Annotated in this window: 21 protein-coding genes and 3 tRNA genes; 9 read left to right on the top strand and 15 right to left on the bottom strand. The window is 64.6% G+C overall.

Annotation, left to right across the window (positions count from 1 at the left end; genetic code table 11):
• Nucleotides 1-3 precede the first annotated feature (3 nt).
• The 10 genes from nusG to B586_RS03315 form a co-directional block, all read right to left on the bottom strand.
• The gene (gene nusG, locus B586_RS03360) at nt 4-735 is read right to left on the bottom strand and encodes a transcription termination/antitermination protein NusG (RefSeq protein WP_047313564.1); all 732 of its coding nucleotides are present in this window, start codon (nt 733-735) and stop codon (nt 4-6) included.
• 32 nt (nt 736-767) lie between these two features.
• Complete coding sequence (secE, locus tag B586_RS03355) at nt 768-1,220, bottom strand: preprotein translocase subunit SecE (protein WP_054880685.1); 453 nt, start codon at nt 1,218-1,220, stop codon at nt 768-770.
• Nucleotides 1,221-1,325: 105 nt separating this feature from the next.
• Nucleotides 1,326-1,398 (bottom strand) — tRNA-Trp (locus B586_RS03350).
• 124 nt (nt 1,399-1,522) lie between these two features.
• Nucleotides 1,523-2,023, bottom strand: coding sequence for a (3R)-hydroxyacyl-ACP dehydratase subunit HadC (gene hadC / locus B586_RS03345; RefSeq protein WP_054880686.1), 501 nt, complete (start codon nt 2,021-2,023; stop codon nt 1,523-1,525).
• Between the two features lie 13 nt (nt 2,024-2,036).
• On the bottom strand, nt 2,037-2,465 hold the full coding sequence (gene hadB, locus B586_RS03340) for a (3R)-hydroxyacyl-ACP dehydratase subunit HadB (RefSeq protein ID WP_047313567.1): 429 nt from the start codon (nt 2,463-2,465) through the stop codon (nt 2,037-2,039).
• A complete protein-coding gene (gene hadA, locus B586_RS03335; protein WP_054880687.1) occupies nt 2,452-2,931 on the bottom strand; it encodes a (3R)-hydroxyacyl-ACP dehydratase subunit HadA in 480 nt (159 codons plus the stop codon). Before hadA ends, hadB begins: the two co-directional genes overlap by 14 nt.
• Nucleotides 2,932-2,978: 47 nt before the next feature.
• Nucleotides 2,979-3,146: a 50S ribosomal protein L33 gene (rpmG, locus tag B586_RS03330; protein WP_047313569.1), complete on the bottom strand. Its 168-nt coding sequence runs from the start codon at nt 3,144-3,146 to the stop codon at nt 2,979-2,981.
• A gap of 47 nt (nt 3,147-3,193) precedes the next feature.
• Nucleotides 3,194-3,267: transfer RNA gene (locus B586_RS03325), tRNA-Met, on the bottom strand.
• Nucleotides 3,268-3,321: 54 nt separating this feature from the next.
• A tRNA-Thr gene (locus tag B586_RS03320) sits at nt 3,322-3,394 on the bottom strand.
• A gap of 148 nt (nt 3,395-3,542) precedes the next feature.
• Nucleotides 3,543-3,758 carry a type II toxin-antitoxin system VapB family antitoxin gene (locus B586_RS03315; RefSeq protein ID WP_054880688.1) on the bottom strand — a complete coding sequence of 72 codons (216 nt, stop codon included), beginning with the start codon at nt 3,756-3,758 and terminating at the stop codon, nt 3,543-3,545.
• A 58-nt stretch (nt 3,759-3,816) separates the two neighbouring features.
• On the opposite strand from B586_RS03315, the gene B586_RS03310 reads away from it, so the two are divergent.
• Nucleotides 3,817-4,533 carry an MBL fold metallo-hydrolase gene (locus tag B586_RS03310; protein WP_054880689.1) on the top strand — a complete coding sequence of 239 codons (717 nt, stop codon included), beginning with the start codon at nt 3,817-3,819 and terminating at the stop codon, nt 4,531-4,533.
• 61 nt (nt 4,534-4,594) lie between these two features.
• The gene (locus B586_RS03305; protein ID WP_047313572.1) at nt 4,595-5,290 is read left to right on the top strand and encodes a crotonase/enoyl-CoA hydratase family protein; all 696 of its coding nucleotides are present in this window, start codon (nt 4,595-4,597) and stop codon (nt 5,288-5,290) included.
• Nucleotides 5,291-5,305: 15 nt separating this feature from the next.
• On the opposite strand, the gene cynS is transcribed toward B586_RS03305, so the two are convergent.
• Nucleotides 5,306-5,761 (bottom strand): cyanase, encoded by a 456-nt coding sequence (gene cynS, locus B586_RS03300; protein ID WP_054880690.1) that lies wholly within the window; start codon nt 5,759-5,761, stop codon nt 5,306-5,308.
• A gap of 84 nt (nt 5,762-5,845) precedes the next feature.
• On the opposite strand from cynS, the gene recC reads away from it, so the two are divergent.
• The 3 genes from recC to recD are packed head-to-tail and all read left to right on the top strand — an operon-like array spanning nt 5,846 to nt 14,282.
• Nucleotides 5,846-9,235, top strand: a complete 3,390-nt coding sequence (recC, locus tag B586_RS03295; RefSeq protein WP_054880691.1) for an exodeoxyribonuclease V subunit gamma — start codon at nt 5,846-5,848, stop codon at nt 9,233-9,235.
• On the top strand, nt 9,235-12,528 hold the full coding sequence (gene recB, locus B586_RS21550) for an exodeoxyribonuclease V subunit beta (RefSeq protein WP_054881092.1): 3,294 nt from the start codon (nt 9,235-9,237) through the stop codon (nt 12,526-12,528). Before recC ends, recB begins: the two co-directional genes overlap by 1 nt.
• Nucleotides 12,525-14,282, top strand: coding sequence for an exodeoxyribonuclease V subunit alpha (gene recD / locus B586_RS03285; RefSeq protein ID WP_054880692.1), 1,758 nt, complete (start codon nt 12,525-12,527; stop codon nt 14,280-14,282). The genes recB and recD overlap by 4 nt, the downstream gene beginning before the upstream one ends.
• A gap of 80 nt (nt 14,283-14,362) precedes the next feature.
• On the opposite strand, the gene B586_RS03280 is transcribed toward recD, so the two are convergent.
• On the bottom strand, nt 14,363-15,562 hold the full coding sequence (locus B586_RS03280; RefSeq protein ID WP_054880758.1) for an IS110 family RNA-guided transposase: 1,200 nt from the start codon (nt 15,560-15,562) through the stop codon (nt 14,363-14,365).
• A 294-nt stretch (nt 15,563-15,856) separates the two neighbouring features.
• Between B586_RS03280 and B586_RS03275 the strand changes: the two genes are divergently transcribed.
• Together B586_RS03275 and B586_RS19810 are read left to right on the top strand one after the other, a co-directional pair.
• A complete protein-coding gene (locus B586_RS03275) occupies nt 15,857-17,233 on the top strand; it encodes an HNH endonuclease signature motif containing protein (RefSeq protein ID WP_054881093.1) in 1,377 nt (458 codons plus the stop codon).
• A 346-nt stretch (nt 17,234-17,579) separates the two neighbouring features.
• Complete coding sequence (locus B586_RS19810) at nt 17,580-17,861, top strand: ribbon-helix-helix domain-containing protein (RefSeq protein WP_082607492.1); 282 nt, start codon at nt 17,580-17,582, stop codon at nt 17,859-17,861.
• 106 nt (nt 17,862-17,967) lie between these two features.
• Here B586_RS19810 and B586_RS03270 read toward each other — a convergent pair whose 3' ends face one another.
• Nucleotides 17,968-18,915, bottom strand: coding sequence for a class I SAM-dependent methyltransferase (locus tag B586_RS03270; RefSeq protein ID WP_054880693.1), 948 nt, complete (start codon nt 18,913-18,915; stop codon nt 17,968-17,970).
• Between the two features lie 141 nt (nt 18,916-19,056).
• Between B586_RS03270 and B586_RS03265 the strand changes: the two genes are divergently transcribed.
• Nucleotides 19,057-21,444, top strand: coding sequence for a lysylphosphatidylglycerol synthase transmembrane domain-containing protein (locus B586_RS03265; protein WP_054880694.1), 2,388 nt, complete (start codon nt 19,057-19,059; stop codon nt 21,442-21,444).
• 6 nt (nt 21,445-21,450) lie between these two features.
• On the opposite strand, the gene B586_RS03260 is transcribed toward B586_RS03265, so the two are convergent.
• Together B586_RS03260 and B586_RS03255 are read right to left on the bottom strand one after the other, a co-directional pair.
• Nucleotides 21,451-24,072, bottom strand: a complete 2,622-nt coding sequence (locus B586_RS03260) for a GH92 family glycosyl hydrolase (RefSeq protein ID WP_054880695.1) — start codon at nt 24,070-24,072, stop codon at nt 21,451-21,453.
• A gap of 119 nt (nt 24,073-24,191) precedes the next feature.
• The gene (locus B586_RS03255; RefSeq protein ID WP_054880696.1) at nt 24,192-25,013 is read right to left on the bottom strand and encodes a class I SAM-dependent methyltransferase; all 822 of its coding nucleotides are present in this window, start codon (nt 25,011-25,013) and stop codon (nt 24,192-24,194) included.
• A 247-nt stretch (nt 25,014-25,260) separates the two neighbouring features.
• On the opposite strand from B586_RS03255, the gene lpqN reads away from it, so the two are divergent.
• Nucleotides 25,261-25,920 (top strand): envelope biogenesis lipoprotein LpqN, encoded by a 660-nt coding sequence (gene lpqN / locus B586_RS03250; protein WP_047313781.1) that lies wholly within the window; start codon nt 25,261-25,263, stop codon nt 25,918-25,920.
• The last annotated feature ends 39 nt before the right edge of the window (nt 25,921-25,959 follow it).

Raw genomic sequence — 25,959 nt, 5'->3', positions numbered from 1 at the left:
GGGCTAAATCTTGGAGACTTGGCTGAAGGTCAGCTCCACCGGCGTTTCGCGGCCGAAGATCGAAACCAGCACCTTGAGCTTCTGCTGCTCGGCGTTGACCTCGCTAATCGTGGCCGGCAACGTCGCAAACGGTCCGTCCATGACCGTTACCGATTCGCCCACCTCGTAGTCAACCTCGACAACCGGGCGTTCCAGCCCGCCCGTCTCGGCGGCAGCGGCGGTACTGGCCGCACCCTTGGCGGCCTTCTTCGCCGACCCTGGCGGCAGCAGGAACTTCACCACATCGTCGAGCGTGAGCGCCGACGGACGCGACGTTGCGCCGACGAATCCGGTGACCCCCGGCGTGTTGCGCACCGCGGCCCACGAGTCGTCGGTCAAATCCATCCGCACCAGGATGTAGCCAGGCAACACCTTGCGGTTAACCTGCTTGCGTTGGCCATTCTTGATCTCGGTGACCTCTTCGGTGGGCACCTCCACCTGGAAGATGTAGTCGCCGACGTCGAGGTTTTGCACCCGGGTTTCGAGGTTGGCTTTCACCTTGTTCTCGTACCCCGCGTAGGAGTGGATGACATACCAGTCACCCGGCTTGCTACGCAGCTCTGCCTTGAGCGCGGCGGCCGGGTCGACCTCTGCAGCCGGCTCCACGGGAACGCCAGCCGCGGCGACCTCGTCGACGCTGGCCTCTTGCACGTCGACCGCCTCACCCGCAGACGTGTCACCGTCGAAGGTAGTCACGGTTTTCAGTCCTCTCTCATCACTGTCGAGCCTCAGCCGAACACCAACAGCACCAGCTTGGCCAGGCCAAAATCAGCAAGGCCGACCAGCGCCACCATAAAGGCGAGAAACGCCAGCACAACTGAGGTGTAAGTGAGCATTTGTTTGCGGTTAGGCCAGATAACCTTCCGCATCTCTGCAACGACCTGCTTGAGGTAGTTGTAGATGAATATGATCGGGTTAGCCGAGCGGCCCGCCGATTTCTTCGGCTTTTTGGTTTTGCCTTCCTTAGCAACCTCAGCCTCAGTCGACGATTCTTCGACCTCGACGCCGGCCCCCGTGTCCGCGTCATCCGTCGCTCGCTGCCGAGACCGTTTGCCGGTGGGCCGCTGCGGCCGAGTCGCAGGTTTTGTCACCACGGCCGTCCGACCGCCACTCTCGCGACCGTCTTCGGTTCCGCCGCCGTCGCTGGCGGCGTCGTTGGCAGCGTCGCCCTCGTCGCTCACCGCGTGCTCCTTTGTTCGCTAGCTGTTCCCGCGAGCCGTGCTGATCCAATCGAGTCTGATCGGACACTCCTCCCAGTGTCCACCATGACACGTCTTCGCCGTCAGCAGGGGCGACAGGACTTGAACCTGCAACCTGCGGTTTTGGAGACCGCTGCTCTGCCAGTTGAGCTACGCCCCTTCGCGGGGCTTACATGACACGCGCGCCCCCGCTCGTTCGACTCGCGGAAAGCGCGCTGATGTTGGGAAAACCCCGAGGTCCGAGTGTACTCGATTCCACTCCAGCGCAGGAAATCCGATACCAATTACGCGCTTCTGATGACCTGTCCGGATTCCTTGTCCCATTTGAGCTGACTGGAGTTGTCGCCCTGCTGACCCATCAGCGTGGTGTAAGCCTCCATGACCAGTTCACCGTCGTCGTTGGTGCAGCTGTTCTTGGTGACGACGATGTCGGCGCCAAAGCGTTCGTCCACCGAATGGACGTGCATCTGGGCCCACAGCTTGTCCCCGGCAAGCACCGGCTTGTGGAAAACAAAGCGCTGGTCGACCTGCACGATCTGCATGGTCTCCATGCCGACGTCGACATTGCGGAAGAAGTCGGTTTGGACCAATTTCGCGAGAATGCTGGCGAAGGTCAGCGGCGCGACGATGCTGTCATAGCCGAGTTCGGCCGCCGCGTCCTCCTCGAAGTAGGCCGGGTGCTCGCATTTGATGGCACTCGCGAAGCTGCGGAGCTGCTCACGGCCCACGACGAAGTAGTCCGGGTACTTCCAGACCATCCCGCGGATATCAGTTTTCAGCGCCATAAACCACGCCCGCCTACGCCAGTTTCGCCGACGCGATCGCCCGGCCGAAGATCTTCTTGCCACCGGTGGTGGCCGACAGCGCGATGGTCACCGACTTGGTGTCCGGATCGACCGACTTCACCCTGCCGCTGAACACCAGCTCGGCGCCTTTACCGTCGTTGGGCACCGGCACCACCGCGGTGAACCGCACGTTGTACTCGGTGACCGCACCTGGGTCGCCGACCCAGGACGTGACATAGCCGCCACCTATACCCATCGTCAGCATGCCGTGGGCGATCGCGGTGTCCAACCCCACAATCTTGGCGATCTCGTCGTCCCAGTGGATCGGGTTCAAGTCACCCGATACCCCCGCGTAGTTCACCAGATCTTGGCGGGTCAGCGGGTAGGTCTTCTCCGGAAGCTGGTCACCCACCTTGACCGAACTAAACTCACGCAGCGCCATCAGAAAATCCCTCTTCTCCATCCTCGCCGGCACGGCCCGCCAGCGTCGTGTAGGTCTCCTGGACGATGTCACCCGCTTCGTTCGTGATGATGTTCTTGGTCACGATGATCTGGGTGCCGTGCGCCTCACGCATCGAATCCACGTAAACATCGCAGTACAGCTTGTCGCCCGCCACGATCGGCTTGGCGAATTTCAACACTTGGTCGACCTGCACGATCTGCGCATCCTGAACCGCGATGTTGGCGCTCTTGAAAAACGCCGATTGCGCCTTGTAGCCGAATACACAGATAAACGTCAACGGGGCCAGCAGCCCCTTATAGCCGAGTTCGGCCGCCGCGTCCTCCTCGAAGTACGAGGTGTCCTCGTTTTGCACGGCTATCGCGTACTCGCGGACCTTCTCGCGCTCGACCTCGTAGTAGTCGGGGTAGCGGTAATGCATCCCGACGATGTCTGTGGTCAACCCCACGGCTGTAGAACCTACCTAGTCACTCTTGGTCTACCGCTTACGGGTGGCTACCGTGTCTCACGATGGGACTGGTGCTTGCCGCAATTGCGGCAGAACTTCTTCAGCTCCATCCGGTCGGGGTCGTTACGCCGGTTCTTCTTGGTGATGTAGTTACGGTGCTTGCACACCTCGCATGCCAAGGTGATCTTCGGCCGCACGTCGGTACTGGAAGCCATGACGGTTCTCTCTCAAATCTGATGTCAAACATCTCGTTTTTGTGTTGTAGCGATGGCCGGACTCGAACCGGCGACCTAACGATTATGAGTCGTTCGCTCTAACCGACTGAGCTACATCGCCTCTGGGCCACCCCGTCCCCGGGTTCGGGGCCGCCTGCCTGCTCGGCGTCCGCCGAGCCCCCTAACGGAATCGAACCGTTGACCTTTTCCTTACCATGGAAACGCTCTACCGACTGAGCTAAGGGGGCCATTCCACCCGAAGCGACCAGTCGTGCCGCGGGCCTAAAAGAGGGTACAGCCTGGCGCACAACGTCACCAAACCACGGGGCGCAACTGGGGGCAGCTGAGAAAGTCGGTGAAGCGTTAAAAGGATGAACGGCCGGTGGCTACCCGGGATCACCCGGTGTCGCTGCTTCGGCGAGGACGCCACGCATCGGGGTCACTGAACTCGTCGTATTCCTGGTCCTGCTCTGCGTGGTCCCCGGCACCGCCCTCGCCAAGGAGGGCCTTCAGCGCCAGATGGACGGCCTCTCGCCTGCCATATAGCCCGTACCGACGGATGACCTCTTGGACTAGGTCGTCGTCAACCTCGATCTCGACCTTCTTCAGCATGGGCCAACAATACCCAGTGCGCTCAGCCCGCGGCCCGCCGAGGACCTAGTCTGGTGACGTGTCAGACTCGGACCGGCTGTACTTTCGGCAACTGCTCTCCGGACGCGATTTCGCCGTCGGCGATGTGGTCGCGACGCAGATGCGCAATTTCGCCTACCTGATCGGCGACCGCCGGACCGGGGACTGCGTCGTAGTCGACCCGGCGTACGCCGCCGGTGATCTGGTGGACACCCTCGAAGCGGACGGGATGCGGCTGTCTGGAGTGCTGGTGACGCATCATCACCCCGACCATGTGGGCGGGGCGATGATGGGCTTTCAGCTGAAGGGATTGACCGAGCTGTTGGACCGAGCAACTGTGCCGGTGCACGTGAATACCCATGAGGCGCTTTGGGTTTCGCGTGTCACTGGGATTTCCCTCGGTGATCTGACCTCCCATGAGCACCGCGACAAGGTCAGCGTTGGCGATATCGAAATTGAGCTGCTGCACACACCGGGTCATACGCCGGGCAGCCAATGTTTTCTGCTCGATGGCCGGCTGGTCGCCGGTGACACGTTGTTCCTGGAAGGCTGTGGCCGCACCGACTTTCCGGGTGGCGATTCCGACGAGATGTACCGCAGCCTGCAGCAGCTCGCGCAGCTTCCGGGTGACCCGACAGTGTTCCCGGGGCACTGGTATTCAACTGATCCCAGTGCCACGCTATCGCTGGTCAAGCGCTCCAATTACGTGTATCGCGCCGCGGATCTTGATCAGTGGCGAACGTTGATGGGCGGCTGAGCAACCATGCGTCAGGTCAATCTGGTTCAATCGTCGGGCTGTCCGTATCGAAGGAGCACCCATGAGCGGCCCTGTTAGCTATAGCCACAAAGATTCCATCGCGGTCATCAAGATGGACGACGGCAAAGTCAACGCGCTAGGACCGACGATGCAGCAGGCCCTCAACGAGGCGATCGACCAAGCCGACAAAGACAACGTCGGTGCACTGGTGATCACCGGGAATGACCGAGTTTTCAGTGGCGGCTTCGACCTGAAGGTCCTGACGTCCGGGCAGGCCCAGCCCGCGATCGACATGCTCAGCGGCGGCTTCGAGCTGGCGTACCGGCTGTTGTCCTATCCCAAGCCGGTAGTGATGGCCTGCACCGGCCACGCCATCGCTATGGGGGCGTTCCTGCTGTCCGCGGGCGACCACCGGGTGGCGGCCCACGCCTACAACATTCAGGCCAACGAAGTTGCGATCGGCATGACCATCCCCTACGCGGCCTTGGCGATCATGAAGCTGCGGCTAACACCGTCGGCGTACCAGCAAGCCGCCGGGCTAGCCAAGACATTCTTCGGTGAAACTGCGCTTGCGGCGGGCTTCGTCGACGAGATCGTGCTGCCCGAGATGGTGCGCAGTCGCGCCGAAGAAGCCGCGCAGGAGTTCGCCGGCCTCAACCAGCAGGCTCACCTGGCAACCAAGTTGCGCACCCGCGCCGACACGCTTACAGCCATCCGCGCCGGAATCGACAAGATGGCAGCCGAGTTCGGACTGTAATTCCACAGCCGCCTTCTAGTGTTGCGCCGAAGCCCATTGGTAGGGAAGGAATTTACCGTCAAACGTCAGGACGACGCGATCGCCTGACGGATGCGACTTCTTTTTCAGGTCGAGGCTGAAGTTGATGGCGCTCATGATGCCGTCGCCGAACTGCTCGTTGATCAGTTCTTTGATAGCGCCGCCGTATACCTGGATTGCTTCGTACAAGCGGTAGATGGTGGGGTCGGTAGGGACAGCGGTGGGCAACCCGCCGCGCATGGGTGACGCGGCCAGCACCGGCACCACTGATTCGTCGAGACCCAGCATCCCAACCAGGACGGTACCGAGCTCGGCGGGAATCGGGTGCTCGCCTAGTAATGCCGATGTCGTCCACACCACCGGCCTGCCGATTGCGTCGGCGAGCTGCTGCCACTTCAGACCTTTTGCCAGCCGGGCAACCACGATCTGTTCGGTGATCTCATTTCTCTTCATGGCCCCAGCATGCACTGGGTGCCACCGCACTCACCCGGGTTTGGTGGCGGTGACCAAACGCGTCGAGGTTTAGGGTGACGCTCGATGGCCCTTCATCTGCACCGCGCCGGGCAGACCGATCTGCTTGCGGACGGCCTCTGCGCACTGCTGGCCGACCCGCTGCCCGACCCGTTCGCTGAGGAGTTGGTGCTGGTATCGGCGCGCGGCGTGGAACGCTGGCTCAGTCAGCGGCTTTCGCATGTGCTCGGATGCCGGCCCGGTGGCGGCGACGGGGTGTGCGCGGGCGTGACATTCCGCAGTCCGACCTCACTGATCTCGGAGATTCTAGGGATCACCGGGACAGCCGCCCACGACCCGTGGTCCCCGGAGGCCATGACTTGGCCGCTACTGGAGGTAATCGATGCGAATCTCGACGAGCCCTGGTGCGGCACACTGGCAAAACACTTGGGCCACTTCGACACCGATGACGAGGCCGAACTTCGCAAGGGGCGCCGATATGCGGTGGCGCGCCGGATCGCTGGGCTGTTCGCTGGCTACGCCAGACAACGGCCGTGCCTGCTGGTCGACTGGCTGGACGGCGAGGAGGGCGGCCTCGACGCCGACCTGGCTTGGCAGCCGCAGCTGTGGCGGTTGCTGGTCGCGAACGTCGCCGTCGATCCGCCGCACGTCCGGCACCGCAACGCCGTTACCCGGCTGCGTGCGTCGCCGACCGACCTGCCCGCTCGACTGTCGCTGTTCGGCCACACTCGACTGGCGGTCACCGACATCGAGCTGCTCGACGCCGTGGCCACCCACCATGACCTGCACCTGTGGTTGCCGCATCCCAGCGATGAGCTGTGGCGGGCGCTCGCCGGTAGGCGCCACCGCTCGGTGCCACGCACCGAAGACACCAGCCGGCGTGCCGCCAAGCATCCGCTGCTGCAGACATTGGGCCGCGACCTGCGTGAGCTGCAGAGCCTGCTGCCCGCTCGCCCCGCCACCGACGAATACCTCGGGACGGCTCTGGGTTTGATGAGTGGCGACCCGCTGCGCCCGGCTCCGCCGCGCTTGCGATCGCCACTGGGTTTGATGAGTGGCGCCGAGAAGCCCAACACCTTGCTGGGCTGGCTGCAATCCGACATCACCGCCAACGCGGTGCGACCCCAGAACCGCGTGCTGGCCGAGGGTGACCGATCTGTTCAGGTGCACGCCTGTCACGGAACGGCCCGCCAGATCGATGTGTTGCGTGAGGTCCTGCTCGGACTGTTGGCTGATGATCCCACCCTGGAACCCCGCGACATCGTGGTGATGTGTCCCGACATCGAGACCTGCGCCCCGCTGATTGTGGCCGACTTCGGCCTGGGCGAACTACCCGGCCACAGTCACCCGGCGCATCGGCTGCGGGTCCGGCTGGCCGACCGCGCCCTCACCCAGACCAACCCGCTGCTGGGCGTGGCTGGCCAGTTGCTCGGTATCGCCGATAGTCGCACCACCGCCACGCAAGTGTTGAATCTTGCTGCGGCGACGCCGGTGCGGGCCCGCTTCGGGTTCACCGACGATGATCTCGACACCATCACCACGTGGGTGCGCGACTCGGGTATCCGGTGGAGCTTCGACACAGCGCACCGCAAGCAGTATGGGCTCGATCACATCGTGGGAAACACCTGGCGTTTCGGGCTCGACCGCATCTTGACCGGGGTCGCGATGTCGGACGACTCGCAAGCGTGGCTGTCCACCGCGCTGCCGCTCGATGATGTCGGCAGCAACCGGGTGGAGCTGGCGGGGCGGCTGGCCGAGTACATCCACCGGCTGCAGTCCGTGGTCGACTCGCTCGATGGCATCCGACCGCTGTCCGAGTGGATCGAAGCGTTGACCGACGGTGTCGCGCAATTGACGCGGGTGGGTGCTGCCGACGCCTGGCAACCCGAACAGCTGCGCCGCGAATTCGCAACCATACTGGCACACGCAGACTTTCGCCGCACCACCGCGCTGCGACTGTCGGACGTCCGCGCATTGCTGGCCGAGCAGCTGGCCGGGCGCCCGACCCGGGCCAACTTCCGGACCGGCACCTTGACCGCGTGCACCATGGTGCCGATGCGCTCGGTCCCGCACCGCGTGGTCTGCTTGGTCGGGCTCGACGACGGCGTGTTCCCCCGGCTGGCGCTGCCCGACGGCGACGACGTGCTGGCCCGTCGGCCAATGACGGGTGAGCGCGACATCCGTTCGGAGGACCGGCAATTGCTGCTGGACGCGATATGCGCGGCCAGGCAAACGTTGATTATCACCTATACCGGCGCCGACGAACACACCGGACATCCGCGACCGCCGTCGGTGCCATTGGCCGAGCTGCTCGACGCGTTGGACCAGACCACGCCGGCGTCGGTGCGCGATCGCGTCCTGATCGAACATCCGTTACAGCCGTTCGATATTCGCAATGTCACGCCCGGTGAGCTGGTGCCCGACCAGCCGTTCACCTTCGATCCAACCGTACTGGTGGCGGCCAGGGCAGCTGCCGGGGACCGGCACCTGCGACCGGGCTTTTACACCGACCCTCTCCCCGAGCCGGCGCCCGACGACGTTGCCCTTGCCGACCTGCTCGCCTTCTTCCGTGATCCGGTCAAGGGATTCTTTCGCGCGCTCGACTACACGCTGCCGTGGGACGTCGACGAGGTCCAAGACGAAATGCCGGTCGAGATCGACAGCCTGGAAGAGTGGGCAGCTGGCGATCGCATGTTGCGAGACATGGTGCGCGGCATGGATGCCGACGCGGCCACCCAAGCCGAATGGCGGCGCGGAGCCTTGCCGCCCGGACAGCTGGGCTGGCGCAAGGCCAAGGAAATCCGTACCCAGGCGGCGGGGCTGGCCGCCGAGGCGCTGCGGCATCGCCGGGGTGTGGCCGCTGCTTACGACATCAACGTTGAGCTCGACGGCCAGCGGCGGCTCACCGGCACGGTGACGCCGGTGTTCGGCACCCGCACGGTATCGGTTACCTACTCCAGGCTCGGCGGCAAGCATCTGCTCGAGGCGTGGATCCCGTTGCTGGCGTTACAGGCCGACAAACCGCATCGCGAGTGGACCGCCCTGTGCATTGGACGAGCCCAGAAGAACCAGCAGATCGAGCAGCGGCTGCTCGGCCCGCCAACCGATCCCCGCGAAACGCTGCGGGATCTGGTGCGGCTGTACGACGCCGGCCGCCGCGAGCCGTTGCCACTGCCGCTGCGGACGTCCTACGCGTGGGCCGACGCCCGCAATTGCGGCAGAGACCCGGTCAAGGTCGCGGGTTGGCGGTGGAACTCGCAGCACAACTATCGCGGCGAAGACGCTGAGCCCGCGCATGAAAGAGTTTGGGGCACCAGGGCTCCACTTGACGTCCTGCTGGGGACACCGCGTCCAGGCGAGGAAGCCGCCGGTGAGGGCACCCGGCTGGGCGCGCTGTCGGCTCGGCTGTGGCTGCCGCTGTTGCGCGCCGAGCGGTCGCCGCGGGAGGTGGGCTGATGGAGCGGTTCGATCTGCTCGGCCCGTTGCCCGCCGTGGGGTCCACGACGGTGCTCGAAGCCAGTGCCGGCACCGGCAAGACGTTCGCACTGGCCGGTCTGGTAACCCGTTTTGTCGCCGAGGGAGTGGCCACACTCGACCAGATGCTGCTGATCACCTTCAGCAAGGCCGCCAGCCGCGAGCTACGTGAGCGGGTCCGCAGCCAGATCGTGAACGCTATTGCTGCACTGGATGGTTCAGCATCGGTCACGCCCAATGACCTGGTTTCTCATTTGACGAGCGGCACGGCCGCCGACTGTGCGGCGCGGCGCCAACGGCTGCGGGACGCGCTCACGGACTTCGATGCCGCCACCATCTGCACCACACATCAGTTCTGCCAGCTGGTGCTCAAATCGCTTGGGGTGGCCGGGGATACCGACACCGGCGCTACCCTGGTGGAAAGTCTCGACGATCTGGTTACCCAAATCGTCGGCGACCTGTATCTGGCACACTTCGGATCGCAACGCGACGAGGTGGCGTTGCGCCACCGCGAGGCGCTGGCGCTGGCCCGCGCGGTGGTCGCAGACCCATGCGCCGAGCTGCGACCGCAGCACCCGGAGCCACAATCCGTTGCCGCGGTGCGGCTGCGGTTCGCCACCGACGTGCTCGAGCAACTCGAACTGCGTAAACGCCGGCTCGGCATCTTCAGCTACAACGACCTGCTCAGCCGCCTCGCCAATGCGTTGGACGGTCCGCCGGACTCCGCGGATTCCGCTGCCCGCGACCGGATGCGCCGCCGCTGGGCGATCGTGATGGTCGACGAGTTCCAGGACACCGATCCGATTCAGTGGCAGGTCATCGATCGCGCGTTCAACGGGCACGCTCGGCTGGTGCTGATTGGTGACCCCAAGCAGGCGATCTACGGCTTTCGTGGCGGCGATATCTACACGTATTTGTTGGCTGCGCGCACAGCCGGTGTGCGGCGGACGTTGGGGGTGAACTGGCGCAGCGACAAGGCCCTTGTCGACAGCCTGCACACCGTGTTGCGCGGGGCCGCGCTTGGCGATGCCGACATCGTGGTGCGCGACGTCGAAGCTCACGTCGGCGGGCATCGGCTGCACAACGCACCACGCAACGCGCCGTTTCGGCTTCGGGTCGTCAGCCGCGCCATGTTCGGCTACGACCAGACCAGAACCATCGCGATCGATGCTTTGCGCCAACATATTTCGTCCGACCTTGCCGCCGACGTCGGGGCCCTGCTGGGCAGTGACGCGACCTTCGACGGACACCGAATACAGGCCAGCGACATCGCGGTGATCGTCGAATCAAGCAAGGACGCCCGACCGTGCCAAGCGGCGTTGCTACGAGCCGGAATTCCCGCCGTCTATACCAGCGACGGCGACGTGTTCGCCGCCGACGCGGCCAAGGACTGGCTACTTCTGCTGGACGCGTTCGACCAGACGCACCGTGCCGGGCTGGTGCGGGCCGCGGCGGCCACGGTGTTCTTCGGCAAGACCGCCAATGACCTGGCCGCCGGCGGCGACGCGCTGGCCGACGAGGTGGCCGCCACACTGCGGGATTGGACCGACCAGCTGCGCGAGCGCGGACCGGCAGCGGTCTTTGCGGCCGCGCAACTGGCGGGCATGGGTCGACGAGTACTGGCCGAGCAAGGCGGTGAGCGCACCATGACCGACCTGGCGCACATCGCTGAACTCCTGCATGCGGTAGCGCATCGCGAGCGGTTGGCTTTGCCGGCACTGCGCGACTGGCTGCGCCGACAATGCGACGAGCGCGCCGGCGCACCCGAACGCAGCCGACGGATCGATAGTGACGCGGCCGCGGTGCAGATTCTGACGGTGTGGGGTGCCAAGGGATTACAGTTCCCGATCGTCTATCTGCCGTTCGCGTTCAACCGGCACGTCTTCATCGACGATATCCCGCTCTACCACGACGGCACCGGCGTTCGGTGCCTGCATGTCGGCGGCCCGGGAAGCGCGGACCGCCGCAGCATTGAGGCGTTCAGCCGGGCCGAGGCGGCCCGCAACGACATCCGACTGACCTACGTAGCCCTGACGCGAGCACAGTCACAGGTGGTGGCGTGGTGGGCGCCCGCAAAGGACGAACCGAACGGCGGGCTATCCCGATTATTACGCGGGCGGCGTCTCGGCCAGGCCGAAGTGCCGGATAGCTGTGCGCCCAAGACGATCTCTGATGAGGAGGCGTTGGCGTGCTTTCGGGCGTGGCAGGCCGCCGGTGGCCCAGTGGTCGAAGAATCGTCGGTGGTCACCGCTGCCGCTGTTCGCCGGCCCGAGCCGCCGACGCACCTGGCGGTGCGCCACTTTCACCGATCAATCGACACCACCTGGCGGCGCACCTCGTATTCAGCACTGATCCGCGGCGCGCACGACTCGGGCGTAACCAGCGAGCCGGAGATGACCGCACGCGACGACGAAATCGACGACGCCGCGGTGGCCGTCGCGTCAGGTGCAGCCGACGGCGTGTCCTCCCCGATGTCACACCTGCCGGCTGGTGCGACGTTCGGTTCGCTGGTGCATGCCGTGTTAGAGAACACCGATCCCTTCGCTGTTGACCTCGCAGCAGAGTTGGAATCTCAGGTGCGGACGCATTCAGGGTGGTGGCCGGTGGACGCCGAGCCGGCCACGCTGGCTTCTGCATTGCTGCCGATGTACGACACGCCCCTGGGCCCGCTGACTGACGGGCTGACGTTGCGCCAGATCGGGCTGCGGGATCGGTTGCGGGAGTTAGACTTCGAAATACCCTTGACCGGTGGCGACGTCCGGGCTTCGGTGCCGGCTGTTCACCTGTCGCAGGTGGGTGAGCTGGTCCGTGAGCACCTTGCCACCGATGATCCGTTGGCCAGGTACAGCGACCGGCTGCTGCGGGACGGTCTCGGCGGCCAGCCGTTGCGCGGTTATCTGGCCGGCTCGATCGACGTGGTGCTGCGGTTGCCTCGGCAGCGTTATTTCGTGGTGGACTACAAAACCAACATGCTGGGCGCTGCCGCCGCCGACTACAGCTTCCCACGGCTGACCGAGACGATGCTGCATTCGGATTACCCCTTGCAGGCCTTGCTGTATACCGTTGTGTTGCATCGATTTTTGCGATGGCGGCAGCCGGGATACCAGCCGTCGCAGCACCTGGGTGGGGTGCTGTACCTCTTTGTGCGCGGCATGTGCGGGGCCGCGACCCCACAAGTGGACGGCCATCCCTGCGGGGTGTTCAGTTGGCTACCACCGCCAGCGCTGGTGGTGGCGTTGTCGGACTTACTAGACCAGGGTCGACCATCGGCATGAGCAGCATCAGCAACACAGACATCGAGGACCCGCTGGACTGGCGGATAGCCCTTGGCGCCAGCGGCTTGCTGCGGATATTCAACGAAGCCGGTCTGCTGGAATCTGCTGATGTGCATGTAGCGCAACGGCTTACCGTGCTCGCTGGTGAGCACGGTAATAGCAATGGGGCAGTGGCGTTGGCGGTGGCGTTGGCGGCCCGGGCATTACGCGGCGGATCGGTGTGCGTGGACCTGCACACGGTGGCCACCGATTCCGGTATCCCCGACCTACCGTGGCCAGACCCCACGACGTGGCTGGCGGCATTACGGGCGAGTCCGTTACTGGGCGAGCCACCGGTGTTGCGACTGTATGACGACCGGTTGCTCTACCTCGACCGATACTGGCGGGAGGAAGAGCAGGTGTGCGCCGACCTGCTCGCGCTGTCTGTCCCGACGGCGCGAGTCGAAATATCCGGCTATGAACGCCTTTTCCCACCGCAGTTCGCCGAACAGCGGGCGGCCGCAGAGATCGCGTTGTCACAGGCCGTTACCGTGCTGACCGGCGGTCCGGGCACCGGCAAGACCACCACGGTCGCGCGGCTGCTCGCGCTGCTCGCGGAACAGGCGGGCGTTTCCGGAACTCCCGGTCTGCGGATCGCCTTGGCCGCACCTACCGGCAAGGCGGCAGCGCGGTTGACCCAAGCGGTGGCAGTCGAGGTCGGAGAGCTCGACGCCGGTGACCGTGAACGCCTTTCCGACTTGCACGCAGTAACGCTGCACCGGCTGTTGGGTAGCCGACCAGACACATCGACACGGTTTCGGCACCATCGGGGCAACCGGCTGCCCCACGACGTGATCGTTGTCGACGAGACATCGATGGTGTCGCTGACGATGATGGCCCGGTTGCTTGAAGCGGTGCGGCCCGACGCCCGGCTGATCCTGGTCGGCGACGCCGACCAGCTGGCATCGGTGGAAGCCGGCGCGGTGCTGGCAGATCTGGTCGACGGCTTGTCGGCGCGCAGCGACGTGCGGGTGGCGACGTTGCGAACCTCGCACCGGTTCGGCGCGGCGATCGGCGCCTTGGCCGAGGCCGTCCGCCTCGGCGACACCGACGAGGTGCTGGCGCTGCTTCGCTCCGGAGATGAACATGTCGAGTTCATCGAAGACAGCGACCCGACGGCGCGGTTGCGCGCGATCGTGCTGCCCCATGCGTTGCGGCTGCGGGAGGCGGCGCGATTGGGAGCCACCGACGTGGCGTTGGCGACGCTGGACGAACACCGGCTGCTGTGCGCGCACCGGCAGGGTCTTTGTGGTGTGCAGCACTGGAACCAGCAGGTGCACAACTGGCTGGCCGAGGAGACGGACCAGCCGGCGTGGTCGCAGTGGTATGCCGGACGGCCGCTGCTGGTGACGGCAAACGATTACGGGCTGCGCGTCTACAACGGCGACACCGGTGTCGTGGTCGCTGGCCCCGACGGTTTGCGTGCCGTCATCGCCGGCGCTGCCGGTCCGGTTAGCCTCGCGACCAGCCGCCTCTCTGATATCGAAACCATGCACGCGATGACCATCCACAAAAGCCAAGGAAGCCAGGCCGATGCGGTCACGGTGCTGGTGCCGCCGCAGGATTCGCGGCTACTTACCCGGGAGCTGTTCTATACCGCCGTGACCCGGGCCAAGACCAAGGTCCGGGTGGTCGGCTCCGAAACCGAAGTCGCCGCTGCGCTTGAGCGGCGGGCCGTGCGGGCGACGGGGCTGCGGTTGCGGCTGCAGACTTGACTGAACTCAAATCACTTGTGTCACTTCGATATCAGTGGTCACTGGGTGGCGATTCTTGATGCTCCTATTCGTGTTATGGGTCAAGCGGCGGTGAGCCATTGGCGATAATTGGCGGCGAGGGTGTCGTTGCGTTGGAGTCCGCGTTCGAGTCGGGAGATGTCGTTAGGCCAGACGCCGAAGTGCTCGGCCACGGTGCTGAGAGTGATGTTTTTGGCTTGGCGAGCTGGGCGTAGATCGCTGTAGTCGTCGATGACGCAGGGGCGGGTGAGTAGTCGGAAGACCTCGCGGGCGATGGCGCGTTTGAGGAGGCGCAGGATTTCGGCCTTGCGGCGATTGTTGGTGGTTTGGCGGGCGACGTAGTCGCGGGTGCGCGGGTCATTGGACATTCGCACCAAGGCGATGCGGTACAACGCGTTGTTTGCTGAGCGATCGCCGCCCCGCGAGAGTCGATGGCGGGTCGTCTTGCCCGAGGAGGCCGGAACGGGGGCAACACCGCATAGCGCGGCAAAGGCGGCTTCGCTGCGTAGCCGATATGGGTTGAGGCCGGCGGTGATTAGTAGCGCGGCGGCGGTGTCGGGTCCAATGCCGTGGGCGACGCGCAGCCCGGGGTTGATGCTCTGTACCAGGGTGTCGATCTGGTCGGTGAGTTCACGCTCTTGGCGATGCAGGAACTGCGCGCGAAGGGCCAGCGTCTTGACTGCGCTAAGGACGGCCATGGTGGTCGGGTCACCATGGGCAACAAGCCGGCAACGAGCTAGGGCTTTGACCAGACCGGCTGTGTTGCAACGGCGGTAGCGTTCACGCAGCTCGGCGGGTGCGGTGATCAATAAAGATTGAATTTGGTTGGTCGCTGCGGTGCGGGCTTTGACTGCGCCGCGACGAGCGGTCAACAGAGCGCTCAGCGCCGTGGTGCGTTCGTCTTTCGGGGCGGCAAGGCCGTCCCCGGACAACGCGTTACGGGCCGCGGCATAGGCGTCGAGCGGGTCGGACTTGCCGCGCCGGCGCCGGGTGGCGCGGTCGGGGCGGTTAACTTCGACGACCTCGATGCCGGCGTCCTGCAGCGCCCGGGTCAATCCCGCACCATAGCTGGAAGTGCCTTCCACCCCGGCGATCAGTACTGTCCCGAAGCTCTGCGCCCACGTGAGCGCCTCGCAATAGCCCGTCGGGTTCGTCGGGAACTCCGCATCTGCCAAGGGTTTGCCGGTATCGCTCAACGTGGCGAGGTGAACGGTATCGAGATGCGTGTCGGCGCCAATGACGACCAACTGCGATGCTGTCACGATGGTGATGTTCCCTTCTGCCGGTGTGATCACCGGCGGTTGCGGTGACACCCGGTAGGGCGGGCAGACAAGACATTGATGAGGGAACTACCAGGCTCCTGATTAGGTCATGTCCGCCCTGCCGGGCCTCATGGTGCGACCCGCCCGCCGCCGGTGAGACAGATCAAGAAAAAGACAACCCAGCAGGGCGTCAGTCAGTGCCAGGGTCACCACCGGAAGCGGACGGGCCAGCTAATCATCAACCGTTGCGGTTGAACACCATCAATGTCGGTGCCCTTCGATAGTTTCGGGGACATGGGTTCGAGTGCGGTTGTTGATCGGGAGGCGATCACGGCTGCGTTTGATGCGTTGGATGCTGCGGTTGATGGTGTGGTCGCGCTGGATTTTGATGCGCTGTGCGCCCGGGAGTGGTTGGTGTTGTTGGAGCGGGTGGAGCGGGTGCGCCGCAGGTTGCCCGCGGTGGAGCATGGCGTGATTAATTCCCTGGCCCGTCAAGCCACCCCCGAAGAGTTGGGCGGCACGCTTTCGCATGCGATTGCCGAGTGGACGCTGATCAGCCGCGCCGAGGCCGCCAAGCGTATCCGGGAGGCCGCCGATCTGGGGCCGCGTCGGGGCTTGACCGGTGAACCGTTGCCACCCGTCTTGGCAGCGACCGCCGCAGCGCAACGCGCCGGACGGCTGGGCGCCGGTCAGGTGGCGGTGATTCGGAAGTTCTGCCACGGGTTGCCCGGCTGGGTCGATACGGCAACCCACGAACACGCCGAAGCGCATCTTGCGAAACTGGGCTCCCAGTTTCGGCCCGAACAATTGGCCGGGCTGGCCGATCGGCTCGCCGACTGCCTCAACCCCGACGGCACCTACAGCGACACCGACCGCGCCCGGCGGCGCGGCGTAACCTTAGGCAACCAGCAAGCCGACGGCATGTCAGCGCTGCACGGTTGGCTGACCCCCGAGGCCCGCGCCACCCTGGAGGCCGTGCTGGCCAAACTGGCCGCGCCCGGCATGTGCAACCCCGCCGATGACACCGCATGTGTGGACGGCGCACCCAGCCAACAGGCCATCGACAAAGACACCCGCAGCCCCGCCCAACGCAACCATGACGCGCTCACTGCCGCGTTGCGTGCCCTGCTGGCGTCGGGAAAGCTGGGACAGCACAATGGGTTACCGGCCTCCATCATCGTGTCCACCACCCTGGCCGAGCTCGAGGCTGCCGCCGGCAAAGGCCTTACCGGCGGGGGCACCCTGTTGCCCATGAGTGATGTCATCCGGCTAGCGCGCCACGCCCGGCACTACCTGGCCATTTTCGACAAAGGCAAGGCGCTGGCGCTCTACCACACCAAACGACTCGCCTCCCCCGGGCAGCGAATCGTCTTGTACGCCAAGGAGCGTGGCTGCTCCGCGCCGGGCTGCACGGTGCCCGGCTACTACTGCGAAGTGCATCACACCATCCCCTACGCCACCTGCCGCAGCACCGACATCAACAACCTCACCTTCGGCTGCGGCCCCCAACACCGCCTCCTGCAACCCGGCGGCTGGACCACCCGCAAAAACACCCACGGCGACACCGAATGGATCCCACCGCCGCATCTTGACCACGGCCAACCGAGAATCAACACGTACTGGCACCCCGAAAAACTCCTGCATGCCGGAGACGACGACGAAGACAACTAGGCGAGGCGCCACGCCCGCGGACCGATGGTCGTCGGGAACTATGCTCTTTCCGGCAGTTATCCAGCAATCGCCGCCACAATTCCGCGACATCGCCGCATTACTTGAATAAGTCCGACATCCCAGCTCTGCAAGGCACGCTGTGAGCTCGTTGACCACCGGCATCGAGCCATGTTCATTGCAAGCGCGCGATAAGTGTCTTACACTTTTGAGGTGCGGATCAAGTGCCTGCCACACGCGTGGCAGCACAGGAGGTTTTCACCCTCTCGGGCGGCATGATTGACCTGCGCAACGAACTCGTTCCGCAACGCCCGTTCATCGGACCGCGGGTCGGAAGGACTGCTGATCAATGACAAAGAGAACCGCAGAAGACTACGCGGCGCTGAGCCGCGCAGTAGAAAGCGGCGAGTACACGGTAGGCGGCCCGTTAGAGCTGGGGGCGTCGCTACAGATGGGGCGGCCAGCTGGCGGGATGAAACGCGGCAAGACGCCGAACCTCAGCGTGCGGCTGCCTAAGGCGATCCGCGACGAGCTCACAGTCCGGGCAAAGGCCGAAGGCTCAACCGAATCAGAACTGATCCGACGTGCTGTGGTTGAGTACATCGGCAATCATCCCGCCGGATGTAGCTGACGACCTGCGCCTCCACGGCAGCCGACGGGTCAAAGCCCGCCGCCAGAATCACCGCCTGGCGGATACCTACCAGTGGCATCAGTGAAGAACCGTGCTCATTGCCGACTCACTCCCCAACCCGCTCGGCCGACACAAACAACGTCTGCGGGGCGGCATCTTCAATGTCCTGCGCGAGTTGGCGACCGTAGCCGGCCATCAGCTCCTCGGCCGGCGTCACCGTCACCTCCCAGCCGTGGCTAGCCAACCAGTCGCCGACGTCGTCGCGCTCCTCGAAGTACCAGAGATCGTGGACGTCGGGGATGTCGCGTTCCGGCTCCAGCTTGGCCATCAGGTCGCGCACCCGCTGCATCGTCTCGCGCTGCTTCGCAAGGGCATCGGGGGCAAGGAAGCCCGGGCCGGGCGCCTCTACGGCGATCCGGCTGCCGGCGCTGCCAAGCGCCTGGACGCGTTCGAAAAGCAACTCTTGGGCAGCCGCCGGCAAAAACGGCAACAGCCCCTCGGCGGACCAGACGCTGGGCGCCGAGGCGTCGAACCCGGCCCGCTGCAACGCCTCCGGCCAGTCATGACGCAGGTCGATCGGAACATGAACCAGGTTGCACGTCGGCTCCGCCCCGTTGTCCCGTAACGTCGATGACTTGAATTCCAGCACTCGAGGCTGGTCGAGCTCGTAAACCGCGGTACCGTCCGGCCAGGGCAGCCGCCAAGCCCGCGAATCCAAACCGGCCGCCAAAATCACCACCTGGCGCACGTCCGCGCGGGTGGCGTCGAGGAAGAACTGGTCGAAAAACGCTGTCCGGGCGGCCATGTAGTCGACCATTCGCTGCATCCGCGGCTTCAGGTCGGGTTCAGCCTCGACGATCTCGGCTGGCAGGTTGGGCACCGCAAACCAGTTCCACATGCCGTCTCCGGCGGCGTCGAGGAACACCCGCGCGAACGGATCGCTGATCAGCGGGGCCTCGCTCTCGGTTTCCGCGGCGCGGGCCGCCGCGACGCCCAGCGCCGTCGCACCCACACTCTCGGTGATCCCCCAGGTGTCGTTGTCGGTTCTCGGCACGCTCGTGTCCTCCAATTCGCTAGCACATCTATGTATCGACCTTACGCGCGCTGAGCCGCAACGGCCCGGCCCTTAGGGCGCATCCTTGCCTGGAATTGGGGTCACGCAGGCTAAATTGTCGACGAGGCGGTGATGTGCACTATGCGAGTGGACGGGCGCGACATCACCGTTTCCGGCAGCCTGCTGCAACCGCTAACCCGCCGGACCAACGACATCATCCGGCTCGTCCTGGCGGCCGTCTTCCTCGCGGCGGTGATCACGAGTTCACTGATTACCCGCCCGAGATGGATCGCGCTCGAAAGATCCATCTCCCAGATCGTCGGGGTCTTGTCGCCCACTCAGTCCGATGCGGTGTATTTGGCGTACGGCTTGGCGATTGTGGCGTTGCCCTTCGCGATCCTGATCGGCCTGATCGTCGCGCGGCAATGGAAACTGCTCAGCGCATACGCGGCCGCCGGGCTGATCGCCGTTCTCCCGCTGTCGATCAGTGCTAACCGCATCGTCGGGCTCCGCTGGCACTTCGACATCTCGGACCGGCTCAGCACGCTGCCCGCCCAGTTCCTGGATGACCCGCGGTGGATCGCCATGCTCGCGGCGGTGCTCACCGTGTCGGGTCCCTGGCTGCCCGCACGCTGGCGACACTGGTGGTGGGCGCTGCTGCTGGCCTTCGTGCCGATCCACCTGTTCGTCAGCGCCGTGGTGCCGGACCGCTCGTTGCTGGGGCTGGCGGTCGGATGGGTCGTCGGCGCGTTGGTGGTCCTGGTGGTCGGCACTCCGGCGCTGGAGGTGCCGCTGGATGGCGCGATTCGCGCGATGGCCAAACACGGGTTCGTGGTCTCCGGGCTCACGGTGGTCCGGCCGGCCGGACCTGGGCCACTCGTCTTATCGGCCGCATCCCAGTGTCCCGATGCTGGGGAGCCGATCAAGGCGGTGATCGAGTTGTACGGCCCGCATCAACGCAGCGGCGGCGCAGTGCGCCAGCTCTGGCGGAAGGCGCGGCTGCGCGGTACCGAAACCGCGCCCTTAGTGGCTTCCATGCGCCGCGCCGTCGAGCATCGCGCGTTGATGGCCATTGCCATCGGTAATGCGGGCGTCGCCAACACGTCGACGATCGCCGTCGCCCCGCTCGACCGGGGATGGATGTTGTACGCACACCGTCCCGTTGGCGCAATCCCTCTCAACAAATGCGCAACGACGACACCGGTTGCCCGCGTGTGGGAATCACTACGAACGTTGCAGAATCACCAAATCTCGCACGGGAACCTGCGCAGCGCGGAAATCACGGTCTGTAACGGCACCGTTCTTTTCGGCGGGTTCGGCAGCGCCGAATACGGCGCCACCGACGCTCAACTCCAATCCGACCTCGCTCAACTTCTGGTGACGACATCAGCGCTGTATGACGCAAAGTCGGCGGTAGCTGCAGCGATCGACGCATTTGGTAAGGACGCGGTCCTGACCGCGTCGCGCCGACTCACTAAAGCCGCTGTGCCAGCTAAAATTCGCGAATCAGTGCCCGACCCGGGCGCCGCCATCTCCAGCGCCCGCGCCGAGGTGATGCGCCAAACGGGTGCCGACCAGATCAAAGCCGAGACGATCACCCGGTTCACTCGCAGCCAAATTATTCAACTGGTGCTGCTCGGCGCACTGGTCTATGTCGCCTATCCCTTTATCAGCGCCGTGCCGACCTTCTTTTCAGAACTCCGAAACGCGAACTGGTCGTGGGCGCTACTGGGATTAGCGGTGTCGGCGCTGACGTATGTTGGTGCGGCAGCGGCGTTGTGGGCCTGCACCGACGGATCGATCAGCTTCTGGAAGCTATCAATCGTGCAGGTGGCCAATACTTTTGCGGCAACCACCACGCCGGCCGGAGTCGGCGGGCTCGCGCTCAGCACCCGGTTCTTGCAGAAGGGCGGTCTTTCCACACTGCGAGCCACCGCCGCGGTGGCGCTGCAGCAAGCCATGCAGGTGATCGTCCACGTTGTGTTGCTGATCTTGTTCAGCACCATTGCGGGCGCGTCCACCGACCTGTCGCACTTCGTCCCGAATGCAACTGTGCTGTACCTGATCGCCGGTGTGGCGCTCGGTATCGTCGGCGCGTTTCTGTTCGTGCCCAAACTGCGGCGCTGGCTAGCAACGGCGGTGCGCCCCAAACTCAAGGAGGTTACCAGCGACCTCGTCGAGCTTGTCCGTGAACCGCAACGATTGGCGCTGATCATACTTGGTTGTACCGGAACAACTCTCGGCGCAGCGTTAGCGCTCTGGGCCAGCATCGAAGCATTCGGTGGCGGCGCGACATTCGTCACTGTCACCGTGGTGACAATGGTCGGCGGCACCCTCGCCTCCGCCGCCCCGACGCCCGGTGGAGTCGGGGCTGTCGAAGCGGCACTGATCGGCGGACTGGCCGCCTTCGCCGTGCCTGCGGCCATCGGCGTGCCGTCGGTACTGCTGTACCGGGTGCTCACGTGCTGGTTACCCGTCTTCATCGGCTGGCTGGTGATGCGGTGGCTAACCGAGAAGGAGATGATCTGAGGCCAGTCAGGGTTCGTCGGTTTCGACCTCAGCAATAACCATCACGGTCGACCTCCTGATGCTCTCTCCGACCGTGATGGCGAGATAGACCAGGCAGTACTGCGCGGGCACGGACAGCGCCACCGTGATTGCCACCGGCACGGTTGCCGATCCGTCGGAGGCAAAGCGTCCGGACGCAGGCGCGGCTGTAACTGCGGGGTTAGAAGACGTGCCAGTGATGGTGTAGTCGCTGACGCCGTCGATCATACGTTGAGCATCAACATTGACGGTCCCAGTTCCGCCCGGCGGGATCGTCACGATGGGGTGCGAGACGTTAACGGTCACAGCCGAGCTGCTCGCACCGAAGGACGGCGGCGCAGCGGATTCGGCAGTGCCCCAGCGCGTGTTGGGGTACGCGGAGAGGGAAAACGTGAGATCGCCGCCAGTGCGGATGATCGACTCCGGAAGAGACGTTTGATCAGTGGCCTGACCGTCGATGCGCAGGCCGCTGATGTAGCGCAGCCGGCGGGGCGCCGATGCGCCCGGGGCGGAGATCCGGATGGATTTTCCTCCCGGCACCGTGATGAGGGCTCGGTCGAAGAGCGGCGTGTTCACGGTGAGGATTGCAGTCCCAGGGGTGCTCGGGTACAGGCCGAGGGCAGCCCAAACGTACCAGCTGGACAGCGCGCCGAGGTCGTCGTTGCCCGGCTCGCCATCGGGAGCGGGACCGAATAGTCCGCGCACCCGGTCCACCGTCTGCTGAGTCTTCCATGGTTGACCGATGTAGTTGTATAGCCACGGCACCCCGAATCCTGGTTCGTTACCGGCCCAAAGATAGGGCTCGTTGGGGCCCACATTGAGCTTTTCCGTGAAGCGGTCGAGTCGGCGCGCCACCGCACGGCGACCGCCAAGAGCGGTCACCAGACCGGCGACATTATGCGGCACCCACCAAAGGTATTGCTCGGCGTTGCCTTCGTCGAATCCGTCCTGGCCGAATCCCGATGAGGATTCTACGAATCCAGGGCCGTCGCGGAAGAATCCGTTCAGGCTGCGGGGTGAGATGTAACCCGTGCTGGGGTTAAACAGGTTCTGCCAGTACTGCGCCCGGCTTTGGAATTCGGCCGCGGTCGCTGTGTCGCCGAGCGAGTCGGCGAACCGTGCGATAGCGAAGTCGTCAACCGACCACTCCAGCGTGATCGAGGCGCCGGCGCCGAACTCAGCCGTCTGGGGTGCGTAACCCAATCGCAGATAGGTGGCGATGCCCGGCCGCTCCACGTAGCCGCCCCGCCCAACACCGCCTGCGGTCGCCGCGTTCACCATGTAGTGCAGCGCCGCTTTGAGGTCGAAGTCCTTAGCTCCGTAGGAATACAGGTTCACGATGAGCGGTACTACGTTGTCTCCGCTCATCTCGCCTGTCGCGGAATTCGCGATTGCCCAACGCGGATAAGCTCCGCCTTGCTCGGCATCGTTGACGAGCGATTGGGCCATGTCGCTGGCTTGCTTCGGGAAAAGCAGGCCCTGTAAAGCTGCCAGGCACCGATATGTGTCCCAGTCGGAGAAGTTGGTGTACTGGGTCCGCCCGCCGGCCACGGTGTGGATGAAGCCATCGAAACCGATGTAGCGTCCATCCGCGTCGTTGAAGGTGTTGGGGTGCAGCAGCGAGCGGTAGAAAGACGTGTAGAAGGTCTGCAGATTGGCTTCATTTGCGCCAGCCACCGTGATACGCGACAACATGCTGTTCCACTCCGATGACGCCGCAGCGCGGACGTCATCGAAGCTCGCTTTGCCCTCGGCCGCCAGGTTTGCCCGCGCTCCGTCGACACTGACATAGGAAATCGCAGTCCGTACCTCGAGCACCGAGCCGGTGGGGAACTCTACATACCCGCCGCTGAAGGGCGAAGCCGCGCCGCGGGTGCCGGCGTGCACCGTGTAGCCGTCCCAAGTGCCGTACGAGAGGAACGGCTGGCTGAACTTCATCGCGAAATACACCGTGTAGGTGTTGTTCTTGCCGCAGAATCCGCCGCTGGTTGCCCATCCGGTAATCGTGGCGTTGTCCTGGCCAAGCTGGATGGTCGCGCGCGAGTTGCCCGCGAACGATGCGCCGGACCGAACGTGAACCAGGGCAGGCCGACCGTCACGCGGATAGCTGAACCGGCCGACGCCGGTGCGAGTGGTAGCGGTGAGTTCCGCGATTACTCCGGTGCCGGGGAACCGCACCGTGTAGTAGCCGGGAACACCCACCTCGGTGTCGTCGTGGGCGATCCTTTCCCAGGCGTTCCAGGGCCACGCGCCGATCGGGGTGGTGGTCGGCAGCATGGCAATGTCACCGAAAGCCGGACAACCCACCGAGGCGTGGGTCATGCTGAATCCGGTGACGCGAGAGTTGCCGTAGTCGTAGCCGGCGTAGTCATTCGTGGTGTCTGGTGAGTACTGCACCATTCCGAACGGCACAGCAGCGCCGGGGAAGTTGTTGATCTCCCCGACCGTCTCACCGCCAGTCCCGGTGCCGTTGAGCGTGTCGACGTAGTCGGCTGGGTTCGCGATAAACCCGGGCTCACCGTCGTAACCAATGGGCGGGGCCAGCGCAATGAACGTCACGAAGACGCCCATCGCCGACACCAACGCTACTAGGGCCCTGTGTGACCGCATAGTTGTCTCTTACTGCATAACCGCCTATTCCCGTGGGTGTTTCGAGAGGGATTCCACAGAGATCGAGGGCGCTTGCGGGCGGGCAGCGTCCCAGGAAACGACCTAATAAGGCGCGTGACTCAGCAAGCGAAGCGGTTGAGCACGTTGTAGTTGCGGGCCGGTGTGGCGTTGACCAGCCGCCACAGCAGCCGCACCGGCGTTGATGGGATACGTTCGTGGAGTGCCCCCGCTGGCGACCGCTCCAGGCAGCGCAGCCGCGGGTTCCATTGCTCAATGTCGCGGGCATCACGGATGCCCCACTTGGTGATGCCCTTGGTGAGCACCTTGGACAGGCGTGGCCCCATCGGCGATACGGTGTCGAAAATGAGCTCGCCGCTGCCGAACCGATCCGTGAGGCGCTGCAGCAGCGCGCGCACCTGTGGCTCGGTGAGATACATGACCAGCCCCTCGGCGACCATCAGCATCGGACGACCAATGGGTATCTCGTCCAGCCACGCCGCATCGGTCACTGACGAGCCAATCATCCGGTAGCCATCGCGGTCGTCGTAGAGCTTGCGGCGCAACGCGATCACATTCGGTTGATCGACGTCGAACCACTGCACAGTTTCGGGTGGATGCAGCCGGAACGCCCGGGTGTCCATGCCGCAGCCGAGGTGCAGCACCACGGCGTTCGGATGGCGACGCAGGAAGTTGGTGCTCCAGTCGTCGAGCTGTTTGGCGCGCATGGTGACCATGTACTGATTGACCCCAGGCCGCATGGCGCGGCGCATGCGGGCCCAGTCGTATTCGATGCGGTCCACCGCCTCACCTGCTGCCGTGTCTCCGAGAATCGGTGCTGGCGAACGGCTTTCGTATGCCCGCAGGTACAGCGTGCACAGGTTCGTCCATTCCACCGAGCCCCACCGCACATCGGTGAAGTCGACCTGGTCCGCCTCAGTCATGGCTGCCTCACCATGCCGGATTCCGGCAGCTGCCGGATGATGGTGTGCGGCGGCTGCGGCGGGTCGCAGATCGGCAGCCAGCCATACACGCAGCAGACGATAGTCTTTTCGGCACGGGCATGGGCTCTTTACACGGCCTTGCCTCGGTCTTTGGAAGTTCTTTAGCAACCTTGCACACCATTTCGGCTAGTGTCAGTTCCGTCGCGGCCAGCGCAGGTGCCGGCCCATTTTCGGGGAGATGCAATTGATGCGGTACTTCACGGCGGCAATCACAACCGTGGCGCTGAGCCTGGCGCTCGTTGGTTGTGGCTCTGACAACCAGAGCAACAAGGCGTCAACATCCACATCCACCAGCTCGTCGGCCACCAGCACAGCACCTGCCGCGGGCGCCAAGTACACCATCGCCGACTACATCAGGGACAACCACATCACCGAAACCCCGGTCCACCATGGCGATCCCGGTTCCCCCACCATCGATCTGCCGGTGCCCTCGGGTTGGCAGCTGCTCAACGAAAGCGCCGACGCGCCTTATGGCGGCATCGTTTTGGCCCGGCCCACCGATCCCTCGGATCCGCCCACCATCGTGGCGCTCGTCTCCAAGCTCACCGGCGACGTCGACCAAGCGAAGATTCTGCAATACGCTCCGGGCGAGTTGCAGAATCTGCCCGGATACCAGGGCTCCGGCGACGGAAACGCGTCCAGGCTCGGCGGCTTCCAAGCGTGGCAGCTAGGTGGTACCTACACGAAAGACGGCAAGAAGCGGGCGGTCGCGCAGAAAACGGTGGTGATTCCCAGCCAGGGTGCGGTGTTCGTGCTGCAGCTCAACGCCGACGCCCTCGACAGCGATTCAGGCCCGCTGATGGACGCCACCAACGTCATCGACCACCAAACGACCATCACTCCCTGACCCTCTCGGGATCGGAAAGTCGGGCCGGACGAGAGTGGA

Origin of the sequence: Mycobacterium haemophilum DSM 44634, assembly GCF_000340435.2 — a bacterium.
Taxonomy (GTDB): domain Bacteria; phylum Actinomycetota; class Actinomycetes; order Mycobacteriales; family Mycobacteriaceae; genus Mycobacterium; species Mycobacterium haemophilum.
This window is presented reverse-complemented; position numbering and strand designations above follow the sequence as displayed.